The 17341-nt window shown below is 62.2% G+C and carries 14 protein-coding genes; 8 read left to right on the top strand and 6 right to left on the bottom strand.

Annotated features, from left to right (window positions below):
- Nucleotides 1-42: 42 nt before the first annotated feature.
- The 3 genes from gyrA to NL528_RS22510 all read right to left on the bottom strand — a co-directional run bounded on the left by gyrA (nucleotide 43) and on the right by NL528_RS22510 (nucleotide 4138).
- Nucleotides 43-2772, bottom strand: a complete 2730-nt coding sequence (gene gyrA / locus NL528_RS22520) for a DNA gyrase subunit A (protein ID WP_309176649.1) — start codon at nucleotides 2770-2772, stop codon at nucleotides 43-45.
- Nucleotides 2773-2977: 205 nt separating this feature from the next.
- A complete protein-coding gene (locus NL528_RS22515; RefSeq protein ID WP_309176648.1) occupies nucleotides 2978-3376 on the bottom strand; it encodes a DUF2306 domain-containing protein in 399 nt (132 codons plus the stop codon).
- A 264-nt stretch (nucleotides 3377-3640) separates the two neighbouring features.
- Nucleotides 3641-4138 (bottom strand): single-stranded DNA-binding protein, encoded by a 498-nt coding sequence (locus NL528_RS22510; RefSeq protein ID WP_074276662.1) that lies wholly within the window; start codon nucleotides 4136-4138, stop codon nucleotides 3641-3643.
- A gap of 449 nt (nucleotides 4139-4587) precedes the next feature.
- Here NL528_RS22510 and NL528_RS22505 point away from each other — a divergent pair, with 449 nt between their 5' ends.
- The 4 genes from NL528_RS22505 (at nucleotide 4588) to NL528_RS22490 (ending at nucleotide 9964) form a co-directional block, all read left to right on the top strand.
- Nucleotides 4588-5352: an outer membrane beta-barrel protein gene (locus NL528_RS22505; RefSeq protein ID WP_309176647.1), complete on the top strand. Its 765-nt coding sequence runs from the start codon at nucleotides 4588-4590 to the stop codon at nucleotides 5350-5352.
- Nucleotides 5353-5644: 292 nt separating this feature from the next.
- Nucleotides 5645-6403 carry an outer membrane beta-barrel protein gene (locus NL528_RS22500; RefSeq protein WP_309176646.1) on the top strand — a complete coding sequence of 253 codons (759 nt, stop codon included), beginning with the start codon at nucleotides 5645-5647 and terminating at the stop codon, nucleotides 6401-6403.
- 267 nt (nucleotides 6404-6670) lie between these two features.
- Entirely contained in the window at nucleotides 6671-9652 is a 2982-nt protein-coding gene (gene uvrA, locus NL528_RS22495; RefSeq protein ID WP_309176645.1) for an excinuclease ABC subunit UvrA, read from the top strand.
- A gap of 96 nt (nucleotides 9653-9748) precedes the next feature.
- Nucleotides 9749-9964, top strand: coding sequence for a hypothetical protein (locus NL528_RS22490; protein ID WP_309176644.1), 216 nt, complete (start codon nucleotides 9749-9751; stop codon nucleotides 9962-9964).
- A gap of 124 nt (nucleotides 9965-10088) precedes the next feature.
- On the opposite strand, the gene NL528_RS22485 is transcribed toward NL528_RS22490, so the two are convergent.
- The 3 genes from NL528_RS22485 to NL528_RS22475 form a co-directional block, all read right to left on the bottom strand.
- A complete protein-coding gene (locus NL528_RS22485; RefSeq protein ID WP_309176643.1) occupies nucleotides 10089-10415 on the bottom strand; it encodes a PRC-barrel domain-containing protein in 327 nt (108 codons plus the stop codon).
- 99 nt (nucleotides 10416-10514) lie between these two features.
- Nucleotides 10515-11798: a cystathionine gamma-synthase family protein gene (locus NL528_RS22480; protein WP_309176642.1), complete on the bottom strand. Its 1284-nt coding sequence runs from the start codon at nucleotides 11796-11798 to the stop codon at nucleotides 10515-10517.
- Nucleotides 11799-12110: 312 nt separating this feature from the next.
- Complete coding sequence (locus NL528_RS22475) at nucleotides 12111-13331, bottom strand: IS701 family transposase (RefSeq protein ID WP_309176641.1); 1221 nt, start codon at nucleotides 13329-13331, stop codon at nucleotides 12111-12113.
- Between the two features lie 154 nt (nucleotides 13332-13485).
- Here NL528_RS22475 and NL528_RS22470 point away from each other — a divergent pair, with 154 nt between their 5' ends.
- From NL528_RS22470 to NL528_RS22455, 4 genes are all read left to right on the top strand, one after another.
- On the top strand, nucleotides 13486-13881 hold the full coding sequence (locus tag NL528_RS22470; protein WP_309176640.1) for a transposase: 396 nt from the start codon (nucleotides 13486-13488) through the stop codon (nucleotides 13879-13881).
- The gene (tnpB, locus tag NL528_RS22465) at nucleotides 13878-14225 is read left to right on the top strand and encodes an IS66 family insertion sequence element accessory protein TnpB (protein WP_309176639.1); all 348 of its coding nucleotides are present in this window, start codon (nucleotides 13878-13880) and stop codon (nucleotides 14223-14225) included. Before NL528_RS22470 ends, tnpB begins: the two co-directional genes overlap by 4 nt.
- 71 nt (nucleotides 14226-14296) lie before the next feature.
- The gene (locus NL528_RS22460; protein ID WP_309176638.1) at nucleotides 14297-15925 is read left to right on the top strand and encodes an IS66 family transposase; all 1629 of its coding nucleotides are present in this window, start codon (nucleotides 14297-14299) and stop codon (nucleotides 15923-15925) included.
- 115 nt (nucleotides 15926-16040) lie between these two features.
- On the top strand, nucleotides 16041-17009 hold the full coding sequence (locus NL528_RS22455; RefSeq protein WP_309176637.1) for a tetratricopeptide repeat-containing protein: 969 nt from the start codon (nucleotides 16041-16043) through the stop codon (nucleotides 17007-17009).
- The last annotated feature ends 332 nt before the right edge of the window (nucleotides 17010-17341 follow it).

Genomic DNA, 17341 nt, shown 5'->3' with positions numbered 1-17341 from the left:
CCGGGTTCGATGCTTCGCATCGCCCCCGAATGACGCCGGACATCAATGCCCGTTGCCGTTCTCGCCGCTCTCCCCGTCATCGCCGATATGCTCGACGGAGACCACATGCTCGTCCTCGGCGGTATCGAACACGATGACGCCCTGGGTCGAACGGCCGGCGATCCGGATGCCCTCGACCGGGCAGCGGATCAATTGACCCTTGTCGGTCACCAGCATGATCTGGTCGGAATCCTCGACCGGGAATGACGCCACCAGCTTGCCGTTGCGGTTGTTGACGGACATCGCGACGATGCCTTTGCCGCCGCGGCCGGTGGTGCGGTATTCGAACGACGAGGTGCGCTTGCCGTAGCCGTTGACGGAGACGGTCAGCACGACCTGCTCCTGCGCCGACATGTCCGCATAGCGTTCCTGGGAGAGTTGGAGCGAACCTGACGTCTCCTCGGCTTCAGCGTCCGCCGGCTCTTCGGCACCGACCTCGCCGGCCACGGCGCGGCGCATTTTCAGGTAAGCCGACCGCTCATCCGAGGTCGCCTCGACATGGCGCAGGATCGACAGCGAGATCAGCGTGTCGCCGTCTGCCAGCGCGATGCCGCGCACGCCCATCGAGGTGCGGCCGGTGAAGACGCGCACATCGGCGACGGGGAAACGGATGCACTGGCCGCCGGCGGCGGTCAGAAGCACGTCGTCGCGCTCGGTGCAGATCTGCACGTCGACGATCGCCTCCCCCTCCCCGAGCTTCATGGCGATGATGCCGGAGCGGCGGACATCGACGAAGTCGGACAGCTTGTTGCGGCGGACGGTGCCGCCGGTGGTGGCAAACATCACGTCGAGATTGGCCCAGGAGGATTCATCCTCGGGCAGCGGCATGATGGTGGTGATACGCTCGCCCTGCTCCAGCGGCAGGATGTTGATCAGCGCCTTGCCGCGGCCGTTCGGCGCCGCCACCGGCAGCCGCCAGACCTTCTCCTTGTAGACCTGGCCGCGCGAGGAGAAGAACAGCACCGGTGTATGGGTCGAGGCCACGAACAGCCGGCTGACAAAATCCTCGTCGCGGGTCTGCATGCCCGAGCGGCCCTTGCCGCCGCGCCGCTGCGCCCGGTAGGCCGAGAGCGGCACGCGCTTGACGTAGCCGGCATGCGAGACCATGACCACCATGTCCTCGCGCTGAATCAGGTCCTCGTCCTCGACCTCGCCCTCCTGCTCGATGATGACGGTTTTGCGCGGGGTGGCGAACTCGTTCTTCACTTCGGCGAGTTCGGTCTTGATGATCGCCTGGACGCGCGCGCGCGAGCGCAGGATGTCGAGATAATCGGCGATTTCGATCGCCAGCTTGTCGAGTTCTTCGGAGATTTCCTCGCGGCCGAGCGCGGTCAGCCGCTGCAGGCGGAGATCGAGGATGGCCTTTGCCTGCTCCATCGACAGCCGCGCGGTGCCGTCCGCGGCCATCCGGTGCCGGGGATCGTCGATCAGCGTGATCATCGCCTCGACGTCCCTGGCCGGCCAGTCGCGCGACATCAGGGTATCGCGCGCGGTGGACGGATCGGGCGAGGTGCGGATCACGCGAATGATCTCGTCGATATTGGCGACCGCAATGGCGAGGCCGACCAGGATATGGGCGCGGTCGCGGGCCTTGTTGAGCAGGAATTTGGTACGGCGCGTTACCACCTGCTCGCGGAACGCGATGAACAGCGTCAGCAGGTCCTTCAGATTCATCGTCTGCGGCCGGCCCTGATCCAGCGCCAGGATGTTGGCCGGAAAATTGCTCTGCAGCGGCGTGAAGCGATAGAGCTGGTTCAGCACCACATCGGCCATCGCCTCGCGCTTCAGCTCGACCACGACGCGAAACCCGTCGCGGTCGGACTCGTCGCGCAGATCCGCGATGCCCTCGATCCTCTTCTCTTTCACCAGTTCGGCGATGCGCTCGACCATGGTGGCCTTATTCACCTGATACGGGATCTCGGTGATGATGATCGCTTCGCGATCCTTGCGGATGGTGTCGATCGTGACCTTGCCGCGCATCACGATCGAGCCGCGCCCGAGATGATAGGCCGAACGGATGCCTTGGCGCCCCAGGATGATGCCGCCGGTCGGAAAGTCCGGTCCCGGAACGATATTGATGAGCTCGTCGATGCCAAGCGCGGGATCTTCGATCAGCGCCACGCAGGCGTCGATCACTTCGCCCAAATTGTGCGGCGGAATGTTGGTCGCCATGCCGACCGCGATGCCGCCGGCACCGTTGACCAGAAGATTTGGGAACTTCGCCGGCAGAACCGACGGCTCATTTTCCGAACCGTCATAGTTCGGCTGAAAATCGACCGTGTCCTTGTCGATGTCGCCGAGCACCGCGAGCGCCGATTTGGTCAGACGCGCTTCGGTATATCGATAGGCCGCCGGAGGATCGCCATCGACCGAGCCGAAATTACCCTGCCCGTCGATCAATGGGACTCGCATCGAGAAGTCCTGCGCCATCCGCACCATTGCGTCGTAAATCGACTGGTCGCCGTGCGGATGATATTTACCGATGACGTCACCGACGACGCGCGCGGACTTGACGTACTTCTTATCCGGCGTGTGGCCCTGCTCGTACATCGAGTACAGGATCCGCCGATGCACGGGCTTGAGCCCGTCGCGTGCATCCGGCAGCGCCCGCGCCACGATCACGCTCATGGCGTAATCGAGGTAGGAGCGCTTCATCTCGTCGAGAATGGAAACGGGACGAATATCGGAGGACGCCGGCGGCTCGCCGGGCTGGGTATCTTCAGGGTCAGACAAAGGGGGAATCCGGTCAATTCGATTTCAAGGAATCATATAGCGTATCGGGGCTCCGATAACCACCCCAAGACGGTTCCGCAGCGCTGTTTTTCCCTTCGTTTTTTCAGAGACTTACCGGGTTGCCGAGGTCCGCCGCCAGGCCCGCGGAACCGGCCATTTCGGCGCCTGGAAATGAATCGGAAAAACCGTTTGTCCGAGGCACCTGCTAATGGCCAAAAACCACCGCGTGCATGATCCGTCCGGGCACCAAAGTGAACAGCCCCGCGACCACGAGCGCACCGGCGAAAATGAAGATCATGATGCGGCGGTGAGCGGTGACGTCATGATGATGCGCCCGCCATACCGCGATCGGGAGCACGATCAAGGTGAAGATCGACAGCAGATGGATCGGGCTCCAGGGGCCGAGCAGTCGGATCTGGTGGATCCAGAACGAGCTGATCGCCACCATGGCCATCAGGCCGACCCAGATCCAGCCGATCGTCCGATGCGGCAGCGTTCCCTTCGGTGCGGCGAACTGGACGAGGCCGAGCGCGAACGCAGCCATCGCCGCGAAGGCATGAACGGGAATCGCGGGAGCGGCATCAAGCAGCGGCGCGAGGCTCATTGCGGGCGCTCCAGAAATTCAAATCGGGAATGGAAATGATCGAAACGCCAGATCGATTTCCTTGTGTTAATACCATTAACATCATGTTAATATCATTAACATCGATTGAAGTCAAAGCCAGTCGAAACGCAGCAGCGAAACCGCGATTTTCCTTTGAAATCAATATATTGTGGAAATTTATTAATGTTGAAAACAGACCGAATCGGTTCGCGCGACACCGCCTATCCCGGCGTCACGCAAACCGATTCTGAACCTGTGCTGCGATCAGAACGGAATATCGTCGTCCATATCGCTGTTGCGTGCGCCGGCACCGGCCGCCACAGCCCGGCGCGGTGCGGAACTCGATGGCCCGCCCGCACCAAAATCGCCGCCCGACTCGTCGGGCCCGAAACTGCCGCCCCCGCCGCCGCTGCGGCCATCGAGCATGGTCAGCGTCGAGTTGAAGCCCTGCAGCACCACCTCGGTCGAGTATTTCTCGACGCCGCTCTGGTCGGTCCATTTGCGGGTCTGCAGTGCGCCCTCGATGTAAACCTTGGCGCCCTTTTTCAGATACTGCTCGACAATCTTGCAAAGCGGCTCGGAAAAAATCACGACGCGATGCCACTCGGTCTTTTCCTTGCGTTCGCCGGTCGCCTTGTCACGCCAGGTTTCCGACGTCGCGATGCTCAGATTGGCGATCGGCCGGCCATCCTGCGTCCGCCGGATTTCCGGATCCTTGCCGAGGTTACCGACCAGAATCACCTTGTTTACGCTTCCCGCCATCGCTGCTCTCCACTCAAAATTGCCGGACTGGCCGAACACCGGCCGTCACTTCGGATTTCGCTATCTGCCTTGGGATATTTGAAAGCGACCCTATACGCTCGCAGCCATGGCCCGCTTGGCGATCCCGCGGCAACCCCCCGGTTATCCACATATAGCATCGCCCGGCAGAATGTTCCAGTTTTGTTCCTTGCGATTCGCAGAGGGCCGGGACCGGGCGGTATTTCGGCACCCGGGAACCCAAAATGGAACCCGATTGCGTCGGGCCCGGTCCGAATACTCTAAACAAATCACTAACTTGCGGAGCCTTCACTTCGTCGGCGAGTGTGGCATTTCGGAGACGGCATTTCCGGCTGAATCGGGGTATGACCTGTGCACAGACGCGGCGCTCGCGTCACAATTGAAACGCTTCGGGACCAACGATAAGCGATCCAAGAGCTGGAGATTATGCGATGAAAAGGTTTTTACTTGGTACGGTTGCTCTGATGGCGCTGGCTGCTCCCGCAGCCGCTGCTGATCTTGCCGCGCGTCCTTACACCAAGGCGCCGCCGGCGCCGATCGCTCTGGTCTATGACTGGAGCGGTTTCTACATCGGTGCCAACGGTGGTTGGGGTTCGAGCCACAAGTGCTGGGACTTCACGACGCCCGGTGGCACGTTCCTCGCCGCCGAGGGTTGCCATGACGCGACCGGCGGCACCGCCGGCGGTCAGATCGGTTATCGCTGGCAGGCCGGCACCTGGGTGTTCGGCGTTGAAGCGCAGGGCAACTGGGCCGACTTCAAGGGCAGCAATGTCAGCCTGGCCTTCCCGCTCTTCAGAAACGAGTCGCGGATCGACGCGTTCGGCCTGTTCACCGGTCAGGTCGGTTACGCCGCCAACAACGCGCTGTTCTACCTGAAGGGCGGCGCTGCCGTGACTTCGGATCGTTTCCGTTCGTTCGCAACCGGCACCAACCTACTGGTATCCGACGCCAACGACCAAACCCGCTGGGGTGGCACGGTCGGCGTCGGCGTTGAATACGGCTTTGCTCCGAACTGGTCGGCTGCGTTCGAATACGATCATTTGTTCATGCAGGACAAGACCACCACCTTCCTCAACAACGGCGTCGCCGGTGTTGCTGGCACCCTGTTCAGCACCGACCGCATCCGTCAGGATGTCGATCTCGTCACCGTCCGCGTCAACTACCGCTGGGGTGGCCCGGTCGTCGCGAAGTACTGATCTTCGCAACGCGCCAAAATTCGAGACGAGAAGGCCGGCCTAGCGCCGGCCTTTTTGTTTGCACGCCTCGTTGTTTGCATGACTCGTTGTTTGCACGACTCGTGCTTCGATCGAATTTCGACGGTGTGCGGATGTTGCGCACGCCTGTCCCGAATGAGGCGTTTTGCCACGGATGTGGTTTTTTGGTGACGGCCTTTTCGCACCCGTTGAGCTAGAATTTTTCGATCTCACGCGTTCGCTTGGCGATGCGCTGGGGCCAAAAGACGCGAACGGGAATCGCAGGGGAATGAAAATGATACGAAACGTTCTGGTGGCAGGGTTCGGCTTGGCGACATTGGCGGCGGCGCCCGCGCTCGCGGCAGACCTTGCCGCGCGGCCCTATGCCAAGGCGCCCACGATGATCCCCGCGGCGTATGACTGGAGCGGCTTTTACATTGGCCTCAACGGCGGCGGCGCATCGAGCCGCGAGTGCCTCACCATCACCAGCGTTGCAGGCGCTGCGGTGACCCCGAATTCCGAGGGCTGTCACAGCGCGACGGGTGGCCTCGCCGGCGGCCAGATCGGTTATCGCTGGCAGAGCGCGGGTTGGGTGTTCGGCGTCGAAGCCCAGGGTGATTGGGCCGACCTGAAGGGATCGACTGCAAGCCTGACGGCGGTGATCCCCTACACCAACCAGACCAAGGTCGACGCCATCGGCCTGTTCACCGGCCAGGTCGGCTACGCCTGGAACAACGTGCTCTGGTACCTGAAGGGCGGTGCCGCAGTCACCGACAACAAATACACCAGCGCCTTCACCGCAACCGGTGTCGTGTTCAATCAGACCACCGAAACCCGTTGGGGCGGCGCGATCGGAACCGGAATTGAGTTCAGCTTCGCGCCGGACTGGTCCGTTGGCTTCGAATACGACCATCTGTTCATGGGCAACCGCAACGTTACGTTCCCGGCCACCGCCATTGCCGTCACCCGCAGCGACAACATCCGCCAGGATGTCGACATGGGCACGGTCCGGGTCAGCTACCGCTTTGGCGGTCCGGTCATCGCCAAATACTGATCGTCGTACTGATCGTCGCAACAGCGGGCCTTGCGACTGGAAAAGGCCGGCCTCGCGCCGGCTTTTTTGTTTTGATGCCGCCGAGCTGCTGCCACGTGCCGCCATTGCAACCTGCTTCGCAACAAACCGTTGATGATTCGCCGAGAGCACTGGAAATCACCCGGCGTTCTTCCTACGTTCCCAGCATCACCCCATCGGCGCTTGTTGGCGGATTTCCCGCGATGCGCGCCCTAAAGCGGCGCCCGACGCGCGCCTGGAATTGCCGATATGGATGAAGTGCTCAGGGCGAAGCGCCAACAAAACGCCTCCTCGATGCGCGCGATCACGATCCGCGGCGCGCGCGAACACAATCTCAAGAACATCGATGTCGAGATCCCCCGCGACAAGCTCGTGGTGTTCACCGGCCTGTCAGGCTCCGGCAAATCCTCGCTCGCCTTCGACACCATCTATGCCGAGGGCCAGCGGCGCTACGTCGAGTCGCTCTCCGCCTATGCGCGCCAGTTCCTGGAGATGATGCAGAAGCCCGACGTCGACCAGATCGACGGCTTGTCTCCTGCAATCTCGATCGAGCAGAAAACCACGTCAAAAAACCCGCGCTCCACCGTCGGCACCGTCACCGAGATCTACGACTACATGCGCCTGCTCTGGGCCCGCGTCGGCGTGCCCTACTCGCCCGCGACGGGGCTGCCGATCGAAAGCCAGATCGTCTCGCAGATGGTCGATCGCGTGCTGGCGCTGCCCGAAGGCACCCGGCTCTATCTGCTGGCGCCGGTCGTGCGCGGCCGCAAGGGCGAGTACAAGAAGGAGCTCGCCGAATACCTCAAGAAAGGATTTCAGCGGGTCAAGATCGACGGCACGTTTTACGAGCTCGCCGAAGCGCCTGTTCTCGACAAGAAGTTTCCGCATGACATCGACGTCGTGGTCGACCGCATCGTGGTGCGGCCGGACATCGACCAGCGCCTGGCGGAGAGCTTTGAGACCGCGCTAAAGCTGGCCGAAGGCTTGGCGGTGATTGAATATGCGGATGCGCCCGCGGCCGCGGCCGACGAGAAGAAATCCGACAAGAAGACCGCAAAGATCCACGACAAGAGCGGGCCGGAGCGGATCCTGTTCTCGGAAAAATTCGCCTGCCCGGTTTCCGGCTTCACCATTCCCGAGATCGAGCCCAGACTCTTTTCCTTCAACAACCCCTATGGCGCCTGTCCGGCCTGCGGCGGCCTCGGCGTCGAGCAGCATATCGACGAGGACCTGGTCATCCCCGACAAGGAGATGACGTTGCGCAAAGGCGCCATCGCGCCCTGGGCCAAGTCGTCCTCGCCCTATTACATCCAGACGCTGACCGCGCTCGGCAAATTCTACAAGTTCACGCTCGACACCAAGTGGAAGGACCTGCCGAAAAAGACGCAGGCCGCCCTCTTGCACGGCTCCGGCGACGACGAGATCAAGTTCTCCTATGAGGACGGGGTGCGTTCCTACGACACCAAGAAGCCGTTCGAAGGCGTCATCACCAATCTCAACCGCCGCTACCGCGAGACCGAAAGCGAATGGGCGCGCGAGGAGCTGGCAAAGTATTTCTCCGACGTTCCCTGCGAGGCCTGCCACGGCTACCGGCTGAAGCCGGAGGCGCTGTGCGTCAAGATCGGGGCAAAACATATCGGCGAAATCTCTGAATTGTCGGTGCGCCGCGCCGGCGAATGGTTCGAGAGCGTGCCGGCATCGCTCAACGCGCAGCAGAACGAGATCGCCGCGCGCGTCCTGAAGGAGATCCGCGAGCGGCTGTCGTTCCTGCTCGACGTCGGCCTGAATTACCTGACGCTGTCGCGCGCCTCCGGCACATTGAGCGGCGGCGAAAGCCAGCGCATCCGCCTCGCCTCCCAGATCGGCTCGGGGCTGACCGGCGTGCTCTATGTGCTGGACGAGCCCTCGATCGGCCTGCACCAGCGCGACAACGCGCGACTGCTGGAAACGCTGAAGCGGCTGCGCGACCTCGGCAACACCGTGATCGTGGTCGAGCATGACGAGGACGCCATCCGCCTCGCCGACCATGTGCTCGACATCGGCCCCGGCGCCGGCATGCATGGCGGCCACATCATCGCCCAGGGCACGCCAGCCGAGATCATGAGCCATCCGAAGTCGCTGACCGGCAAATACCTCACCGGCGAGCTGTCGGTCGCGATCCCCGAGCGCAAGCCGCCGAACCACCGGCGCACCATCAAGGTCATCAATGCGCGCGGCAACAATCTGAAAAACGTCTCGGCGGAAATTCCGCTCGGGCTGTTCACCTGCGTGACCGGCGTCTCCGGCGGCGGCAAGTCGACGCTCCTGATTGACACGCTCTACAAGGCGATCGCGCGCAAGCTCAACAACGCCAGCGAGGGCGCCGCCCCCCACGACCGCATCGAGGGGCTGGAGCATATCGACAAGATCATCGATATCGACCAGTCGCCGATCGGCCGCACCCCGCGCTCCAATCCCGCGACGTATACCGGCGCGTTCACGCCGATCCGCGAATGGTTCGCGGGTCTGCCCGAAGCCAAGGCGCGCGGCTACGAGCCCGGCCGGTTCTCGTTCAACGTCAAGGGCGGCCGCTGCGAGGCCTGCCAGGGCGACGGCGTCATCAAGATCGAGATGCACTTTCTGCCCGACGTCTACGTCACCTGCGACACCTGCAAGGGCAAGCGCTACAACCGCGAGACGCTCGAAGTCCTGTTCAAGGGCAAGAGCATCGCCGACGTGCTCGACATGACCGTGGAGGAAGCCGCCGATTTCTTCAAGGCCGTCCCGCGCGTCCGCGAGACGTTCAAGACGCTGCACCGCGTCGGCCTCGACTACATCCATGTCGGCCAGCAGGCCACGACGTTGTCCGGCGGCGAAGCCCAGCGCGTCAAGCTGGCCAAGGAACTGTCAAAGCGCGCCACCGGCCGCACGCTCTACATCCTGGACGAGCCGACCACCGGACTGCATTTTCACGACGTCGCAAAGCTGCTGGAAGTGCTGCACGAGCTGGTGTCGCAGGGCAACACGGTGGTCGTGATCGAGCACAATCTCGAGGTCATCAAGACCGCTGACTGGGTGATCGACTTAGGCCCCGAAGGCGGCGACGGCGGCGGCGAAATCGTCGCCTGGGGCCCGCCCGAGGATATCGTCAAGGCGCCGCGGAGCTATACGGGGAAGTTTTTGGCGCCGGTGTTGAAGAAGGCGGCTGGGAAGCCGAGGAAGAGTGCGGGAGCGAGCGAGGCTGCGGAGTGATGAATTGGCTGGCCTGAACCGGGAATAAGGCGGCCATGAGAGAAACTCTTCTTCACGTGATCGCTGGTCTGATGATTACCTAAAGCGGAAGAAGCGATGACACGACCATCGAAAGAATTCATCCACGAAGGCAAATATGCGGCCGAGGTGCCTGTCGAATTGATCGACGACGACACCGCTTGGTCGCCTTACCTTTCACCTGCAGATGTCAGCAAGCTCGACTCGGTACGGCTGGCCCTCCGCCGCTGCGACCTCGCCGAAGCGGCAAAATACGGTCGTGTCTTCGAGCTAACGCCAGTTGCTGCGAAATAGGCTGGAGTTGCTGCACGAGTTGGTGTCGCAGCTCGTAGGGCGGAATAGCGGAGCGTATTCCGCCTCTTTCGTTTCGTCGTCTGCACGTGCAGCGCAATACGCTGCGCTATTGCGCCCAGCGGCACTAAACCGTCCAGTAGTGCGGGTGCGGGCGCGAGCGGTCGCCCCAATCGAAGGTGTCGTCATCGAGTTCGCATGGGCCTTCGCGCAGATCCTCCAAGGTCAGGTCGGTTTGGTAGCCCTGACACGCGGGATCGAACCTCAGCCCGTCCCACCGCACCGGATAGTGGTGGTGACTAGCGAGCAGCCCGCCGGTTTTTATCACGGCGTAGGCCACCGTTCCTCTCACCTTGTCGAGCATCAGGCGCTCGATCGTACCGAGCTTTGTGCCGTCTCGCCCGTAGACAGTCGCGTGCTCGACGCGATCGCTGGGCACCAGGGTATGATGCATGGCGTCCTCCCTGTGTTTCTCTTGTCCCCTGACATTATAGCACGTGCGGCGCAATACACTACGCTATTGCGCCCTACGGCCCTCACGCAGCGATTGCGGCTACGCTTCGTTCAAGGCCTGCGCGATATCCGCGATCAGATCGGACGGGTGTTCGATGCCGATCGATAGCCGGATCGTGGAGTCGAGAATGCCTATTTTCTGGCGGATGTCAGCCGGAACGCCGGAGTGGGTCATGCTTGCGGGCAGGCTGGCAAGCGATTCGGTGCCACCCAGGCTCACCGCCAGCTTGAAGATTTGCAGCGCGTTCAGGAATTTGAAGGCGGCGGCCTGGCCGCCGACGATGTCGAACGAGAATGTGGAGCCCGCGCCGGTGCACTGCCGCGCGAACAGCCGGCCGGCGGGCGAAGCCGCGTCGTGGTGAGGAAGATAGTGAACCTTGGCCACCTTGGCGTGGTCGCGCAAATAATCCGCCACGAGCCGCGCATTTGTGTCGGCTTTTTCCATGCGGATGCTCAGGGTTTCGAGCGAGCGGCTGATCATCCAGCAGGAATGGGGATCCAGTTGGGTGCCGATGGCGCCTCGCAGCGCTTTGATATCCTTCATGATGGCCTTTGAGCCGAGCGCTGCGCCCGCGATCAGGTCGGAATGACCGCCGACATATTTGGTCAGCGAGTACAACGAAATATCCGCGCCGTGTTCGATCGGCCGCTGAAACACCGGCCCGAGCAGCGTATTGTCACACGCGACGATCGGCACGTGGTCTTGCGCCTCGCCGATGTTGTCGGCGATGCGGCGGACAAGCGCGATATCAACGAGTCCGTTGGTCGGATTTGCCGGGGTTTCGATGAGAATCATCGCAACCCGCCCCTTTCGCATGGCCTCGTCCCCCGCCAGCTCGACAGCGGCTTCGTCGATGCCGTCGGCAAAGCCCACGGCGGTGATGGAAAGGCCCGCAAGCGTCTTCGCCAACAGGGTTTCCGTCCCGCCATAGAGCGGTTGGGAGTGCAGGATGACATCGCCGGGCCGGACGAACGCGAGGATCGTGGTCGCAATCGCCGCCATGCCGGACGAAAACAACGCGCATTTCTCGGTGCGCTCGTAAACGGCGAGCCTGTCCTCGACGATCTCGCTGTTGGGGTGATTGAACCGCGAATAAACCAGGCCCGCCCCCATCCCTTCGGGAGGCTCGCGGCGACCCGAGACGAAATCGAAAAAATCCTGTCCGTCTTCGGCGGTCCTGAACACGAAGGTCGAGGTCAGAAAGACCGGCGATTTGACGGCCCCTTCCGACAGTTGCGGATCGTAGCCGTAGTTCAGCATCAGCGTTTCCGGATGCAGCATGTGGTTGCCGATGTGGGTCTTCGACGGAAATGGTTTCACCATGGCCAGCCTCACTGTCTGGATTTGGAACGCGCCAACGATAACCGGTTTTGCCGTTGCAAGGGCGGAATAGCGGAGCGCGTTCCGCCTCTTTCGCTCGGCTGCGCGGTCGTCACACGCTTCGCTGTCGCCGCCCCACGGCCTAGCATTACAGTTGCTTTTTTGATTTGAAGTGGGCGCGTTGAGCGGCAGCCTGGTGAGCTCTGCGCCAAAAAGACCATGCGATGATGTGTGCGGGTTGAATCCGCTTTCGCGCAAGTCTGATGGCAATGCGGCGGATTTCCTGGATTGACCAACGGATCAGTGGTGGGGTGGTTATGCTTTGGCTTTTGCCGGGGGGCGCCGTTTCGTTTTTTTGGGCGGTGGCGGATTGGCGCGATGTCGGATCGCGGCCATCATGGCGAAGGCGAGCATCACCAAGGACACATGACGGTGCCAGCCATGCCAGGATCTGCTCTCGTTGTGATCGAGCCCGAACTCGTTTTTCGCGGTTTCAAAGCCGTCCTCGATCGCCCATCGATGGCCTTCGACCGCGACCAGCGTTTCAAGGGCTGTTCCCGCTGGGCACCAGGTGGTGAAGAAGGCGAGGTCATCATCGGCGATGCGACGACGGATCAGTAGACCGCGTGTCCACAAACCGTCATTTGCACTGTTGAACTGCTCGGCCTCGAGATCGGCCAATTCGAGATAACACCAATCGTGCAGCCGCGGTCCTTTGGTTCCGGCTCCCGCCGACAGGCGCTTCCAGTCGGATGAGTGCCGCGTCCGGGCGAGGTCTGCAGCCGTACCGGCGACCGGCGGTCGCTTGCCCCAGGATCGAAACACATGAGCGCTGCTGACCCCAAGCACGTAGCCTTTGCCTGCCCGACGTAGCTGCTGTTCGATGTTGCCAACACCGTAGACGGTATCGCCGGCAACCCACCTGAATGGTACAGACGCGGCTATCGCGCGTGCGATCATTCTCGTCGCAAGCCTTGGTTTGGTCGCAAAGCCGACATCGGCAGGCACATATGCGGCTTCCAGACGATCCGGATCGTCGGTCCATTCCTTCGGGAGATACAACGCGCGATCGATGAACGCATGGCCATGACGCGAAACGTAGGCAGCGAAGACGCCGATCTGGCAGTTCGTGATCTTCCCTGCCGAACCAGTGTATTGCCGCGCCACTCCGCATGACGCTTTGCCCTGTTTGAGAAAACCGGTCTCGTCGATCACCAGCACCGCATCGTCATCCGCCAAATGCTCGATGACGTAGTCGCGCACGATATCGCGCAGGGCATCGGCGTCCCAGTCTCCACGACCCAGAATCGCCTGCTGCCGCCATGGGCCGGGATCGCCAGCCGCCTCCGCGCGCATCCAACCGGTCTTGCGCTGCTCATCTCCGAGCAGACCTTCCAGGAATAGACCTGCATTCGTCGCAACACGCTCTTGCGTGAACAACGGACGTATCCGTTGCTTGATCTCTCGAAGCGACGCCGCCCACAACGCAAGCGTCTCCTCAACCGACGCGGCCCGCGCCCACGACATTCGAATCATGGTTGCCCATGGATTCAGAAGCCCGCAAAAAAAGCAACTGTAATGCTAGAGCGGTCGCATGACGTAATTGCTGCGCTGTTTACCCAGCCTGCTTGGTCTCCCTCCGGCGAGGGCCGCCTTGTTGGATTAGTCCAATTGGTGCGTAACAGTCCTTATGGACAGCCATAAGCGCAGTACTCAGCTTGAACGGCTTGAGGTGGTCGAGACTGGTCGCCGGCGGCGCTGGTCGGATGACGAGAAGCTGCGGATCGTCACCGAGAGCTTTCAAGCGCCGCGCGCGATATCGTCGACGGCGAGACGCCATGGCATATCGCGTTCGTTGCTGATGACATGGCGGCGCTCGTTCGGTCCCGAGCCGATCAGCCCTCAAAGCGAGCAATCCGGCTTTGCGCGGGTCGTCCTTGCCGCTGAGGTCGATCCGGCGGTTGCTGCCACGCCGACGAGCGGGCAGATGGTGATCGTCGTTGGCAGGGATCGTCGGGTGATTGTCGATGCCGGCGTCGATGCGGCCGCCCTGGCGCGGGTGCTGCAGGTTTTGGAGCGTCGATGATCCCGATCTCTTCGAGCGCACGCATCTGGATTGCGACCGGCTACACTGACATGCGCAAGGGCATGCAGGGTTTGTCATTATTGGTGCAGGAAAACCTTGGTCGTGATCCGTTCGCCGGAGATGTCTTCGTGTTCCGCGGACGCGGCGGTTCGCTGATCAAGGCCTTGTGGCACGATGGAATTGGATTGTCGCTCTACGCCAAGCGGTTGGACCGTGGCCGTTTTGTCTGGCCGGTGACGGTGGGCGGTGTGGTGGGGCTGACCGCGGCGCAGATGAGTTATCTGCTGGAGGCGATCGACTGGCGCAACCCGCAGCACACGTGGCGGCCACAGAGCGCAGGATAGGCTTAAAAAATGTTCTGAGGTGCGGAAGAAAAGACGCCTCAAATCGCCCCTTTTGTGATTCCATCAGGGCCATGGGTGACGGCCTTGAATCGCTGCCAGACGACATCGAAACGCTGAAAGCGGCATTGATCGTTGCTCGCGCGGAGGCGGCGGCCGCCCGCGCTCGGCAATCCGACGACCAGGCATTGATCGCCCATCTGAAGCTGCAGATCGAGAAACTCAACCGCGACCGCTATGGCCCGCGCTCGGAGCGTACCGCGCGGCTATTGGATCAGCTCGAACTGACGCTGGAGGAGCTGGAGAGTTCGGCGACGGAGGACGAACTCGCAGCCGAAATGGCCGCGGCCAAAACCACGAAGGTGGCGTCGTTCACCCGCAAGCGGCCGTCACGTCAGCCGTTCCCGGAGCATCTGCCTCGCGAGCGGGTGATCGTACCGGGACCTGTGGCGTGTGCCTGCTGTGGCGGCGCGCAGCTGTCCAGGCTCGGCGAGGACATCACCGAGACGCTGGAGGTCATCCCGAAGTCCTGGAAGGTGATCCAGCACGTCCGCGAGAAGTTTACTTGCCGTGATTGCGAGAAGATCAGCCAGGCCCCGGCGCCGTTCCATGTGCTTGCCCGCGGCTGGGCGGGGCCAAGCCTGCTGGCGATGGTGCTGTTCGAGAAGTTTGGTCAACATCAGCCGCTGAACCGGCAAGCAGAGCGCTATGCCAAGGAGGGCGTGCCGATCAGTCTGTCGACCCTGGCCGACCAGGTCGGCGGCTGTACGGCGGCGCTGGCACCGTTGTTCAGGCGCCTCGAGGCCTATGTGCTGAGCGCCGAGCGATTGCACGGGGACGACACCACGGTCCCGGTCCTGGCCAAAGGCAAGACCGATACCGGCCGGATCTGGGTCTATGTGCGCGACGACAAGCCTTTTGGCGGGCAGGCCCCGCCGGGGGCGGTGTTCTATTACTCGCGCGATCGCGCCGGCGAGCATCCCCAGGCTCACTTGGCCAACTACAGTGGAATCTTCCAGGCTGACGCCTACGGCGGCTATGGCAAGCTCTATGAGCTTGGCCGCACGCCTGGGCCTATCCTGGAAGCGGCCTGTTGGGTCCACGCCCGGCGGCCATTCTTCGTGATGGCCGATCTGGCCGAGAACGCGCGTCGCAAGGCTCAGGGCAAGAAGCCGGCAGTGATCTCGCCGCTGGCGCTGGAAACAGTCCGCCGGATCGACGCCCTGTTCGAGATCGAGCGGGCCATTAACGGTCAGAGCGCCGAAAGGCGCAAGGCCGTCCGGCAGGAACTCAGCGCGCCGCTCGTGGCCGATCTGCAAGCCTGGATGCGCGCGCAACGCGCCAAGCTCTCGCGCGGCAACGATGTCGCCAAGGCCATGGACTACATGCTCAAGCGCTGGAGCGCATTTACCCGCTTCCTCGATGACGGCCGCATCTGCCTGTCAAACAATGCGGCCGAGCGTGGCGTGCGCGGCATCGCTTTGGGTCGGAAGTCGTGGTTGTTCTGCGGCTCGGATCGCGGCGGCGAGCGGGCCGCGGTGATGTACAGCCTCATCGTCACCGCCAAGATGAACGACGTCGATCCGCAAGCCTGGCTCGCCGACGTTCTCGCGCGCATCGCCGAGCATCCTGTCCAAAGGCTCGACGAACTGCTGCCATGGAATTGGCGCTCCGCCATCCGCAACGTTGATCAAGCAGCCTGAGCCGAAAATGACCCGCGCGCGGTCTTCGCCGGATGCTTACCCTGCTTGAACCTGTCCGGCCTCTGAAAGCACAAAAGCGCATACATCCCGAAGAACCGTGAGGAAGGAATGCGCAATGAAGGCCCTGAAAGCTTCGGTCTGTATCGTGGTCACCGCGCTCGCCCTGAGCCTGTCGCTCCGCGCGCCATCCTACGCGGGTGAGGACGAGGCGAGCGCTCTCAGCCAGCAGATGAAAGAGCTTTATCGGGCTGGGAAGTACGCGGAAGCGCTGCCATTGGCTCAGAAGTCTCTGGCCCTTCGCGAGAAGGAGTTTGGTCCCGATGATGCGAATGTCGCGATGCCGCTGAATGACCTTGGCACGATCCACTACAATCTGGGTCAATACGCCGTTGCCGAGCTGCTGTACAAGCGCTCACTGGCCATCAGGGAGAAGACGCTCGGTCAGGATCATGCGGAAGTCGCAACTGTGCTGAACAATCTGGGCGAACTCTACCGCGCGGAAGAGCGTTACGCGGAAGCGGAGCCGCTGCTCAAGCGGCCGATCGCCATTCGCGATAAAACGAGCGGTCCCGACGATCCGTCGATCGTGCTGGCGTTGAGCAACCTCGCCGCTGTCTACAGCAATCGGGGTCGGTACGACCAGGCCGAGCCGCTGTTCAAGCGGGGGCTGGCCGTCCTCGAGAAGGCGCACGGCCCCGATGATCCCGAAGCCACGGTGTTGATGAACAACCTGGCCGATGCCTACACCCATCGGCATCGTTACGCCGATGCCGAGCGGCTGCTCAAGCGATCGATGGCGGTGACCGAGAAGGCGTTCGGACCCGACCATCCCGACGTCGCACAGGCGCTGAACAATTTAGCCGCACTTTACGCGCGTCAAGGGCGTAACGCCGATGCCGAGCGGCTTTTCAAGCGGTCGGTGGCCACCTTCGAGAAGACGCTCGGTCCGAACCATCCGGATCTCGCGGATGTTCTGGAGAACCTGGCCGGTCTCTGCAGGGATCAGGGTCGCTATGCCGATGCCGAACAATTCTCCAAGCGTTCGATGGCCATTCGAGGGAAAGCAGGGTCGGGACCGATCTGAATAATTTGGACGTAGCGACAGCCGGATAGGTCTCGATCGGGGAGAAAAACGTCTGCACTGGGTCAATCGCGTCACATGGATCGCAGGCAGGCCACTTCCGATCTCCCCCCACTCCGGACAAATAGCTGCACTGTACCAACTGACGCGATGTGCCAGTACCGTGCCCCACAGGATTTCGTTGACAGTGCACTTAACTTGACGTGCCCTCCAACCGATCTCCGCGCGTTCCGCTTCGGACCACGCTTGCCGGCTCAAGCGCGCCCGGTCAACCCGCCCGAGGCGGATCAGGACACAGGACCGCCGCACAATTCGGAAAATCCGAAATATCGCTT

It is taken from the genome of Bradyrhizobium sp. Ash2021, assembly GCF_031202265.1.
Classification (GTDB): domain Bacteria; phylum Pseudomonadota; class Alphaproteobacteria; order Rhizobiales; family Xanthobacteraceae; genus Bradyrhizobium.
The sequence above is the reverse complement of the archived record's forward strand: the minus strand, read 5'-3'. Positions and strand labels throughout refer to the sequence as shown.

Coding starts and splice junctions, on each gene's coding strand:
- NL528_RS22515 (WP_309176648.1), bottom strand. CDS start 3,376: ATGAGCCTCGCGCCGCTGCTTGATGCCGCTCCCGCGATTCCCGTTCAT.
- NL528_RS22510 (WP_074276662.1), bottom strand. CDS start 4,138: ATGGCGGGAAGCGTAAACAAGGTGATTCTGGTCGGTAACCTCGGCAAG.
- NL528_RS22505 (WP_309176647.1), top strand. CDS start 4,588: ATGAAAAGGTTTTTACTTGGTACGGTTGCTCTGATGGCGCTGGCTGCT.
- NL528_RS22500 (WP_309176646.1), top strand. CDS start 5,645: ATGATACGAAACGTTCTGGTGGCAGGGTTCGGCTTGGCGACATTGGCG.
- uvrA (WP_309176645.1), top strand. CDS start 6,671: ATGGATGAAGTGCTCAGGGCGAAGCGCCAACAAAACGCCTCCTCGATG.
- NL528_RS22490 (WP_309176644.1), top strand. CDS start 9,749: ATGACACGACCATCGAAAGAATTCATCCACGAAGGCAAATATGCGGCC.
- NL528_RS22485 (WP_309176643.1), bottom strand. CDS start 10,415: ATGCATCATACCCTGGTGCCCAGCGATCGCGTCGAGCACGCGACTGTC.
- NL528_RS22480 (WP_309176642.1), bottom strand. CDS start 11,798: ATGGTGAAACCATTTCCGTCGAAGACCCACATCGGCAACCACATGCTG.
- NL528_RS22475 (WP_309176641.1), bottom strand. CDS start 13,331: ATGATTCGAATGTCGTGGGCGCGGGCCGCGTCGGTTGAGGAGACGCTT.
- NL528_RS22470 (WP_309176640.1), top strand. CDS start 13,486: ATGGACAGCCATAAGCGCAGTACTCAGCTTGAACGGCTTGAGGTGGTC.
- tnpB (WP_309176639.1), top strand. CDS start 13,878: ATGATCCCGATCTCTTCGAGCGCACGCATCTGGATTGCGACCGGCTAC.
- NL528_RS22460 (WP_309176638.1), top strand. CDS start 14,297: ATGGGTGACGGCCTTGAATCGCTGCCAGACGACATCGAAACGCTGAAA.
- NL528_RS22455 (WP_309176637.1), top strand. CDS start 16,041: ATGAAGGCCCTGAAAGCTTCGGTCTGTATCGTGGTCACCGCGCTCGCC.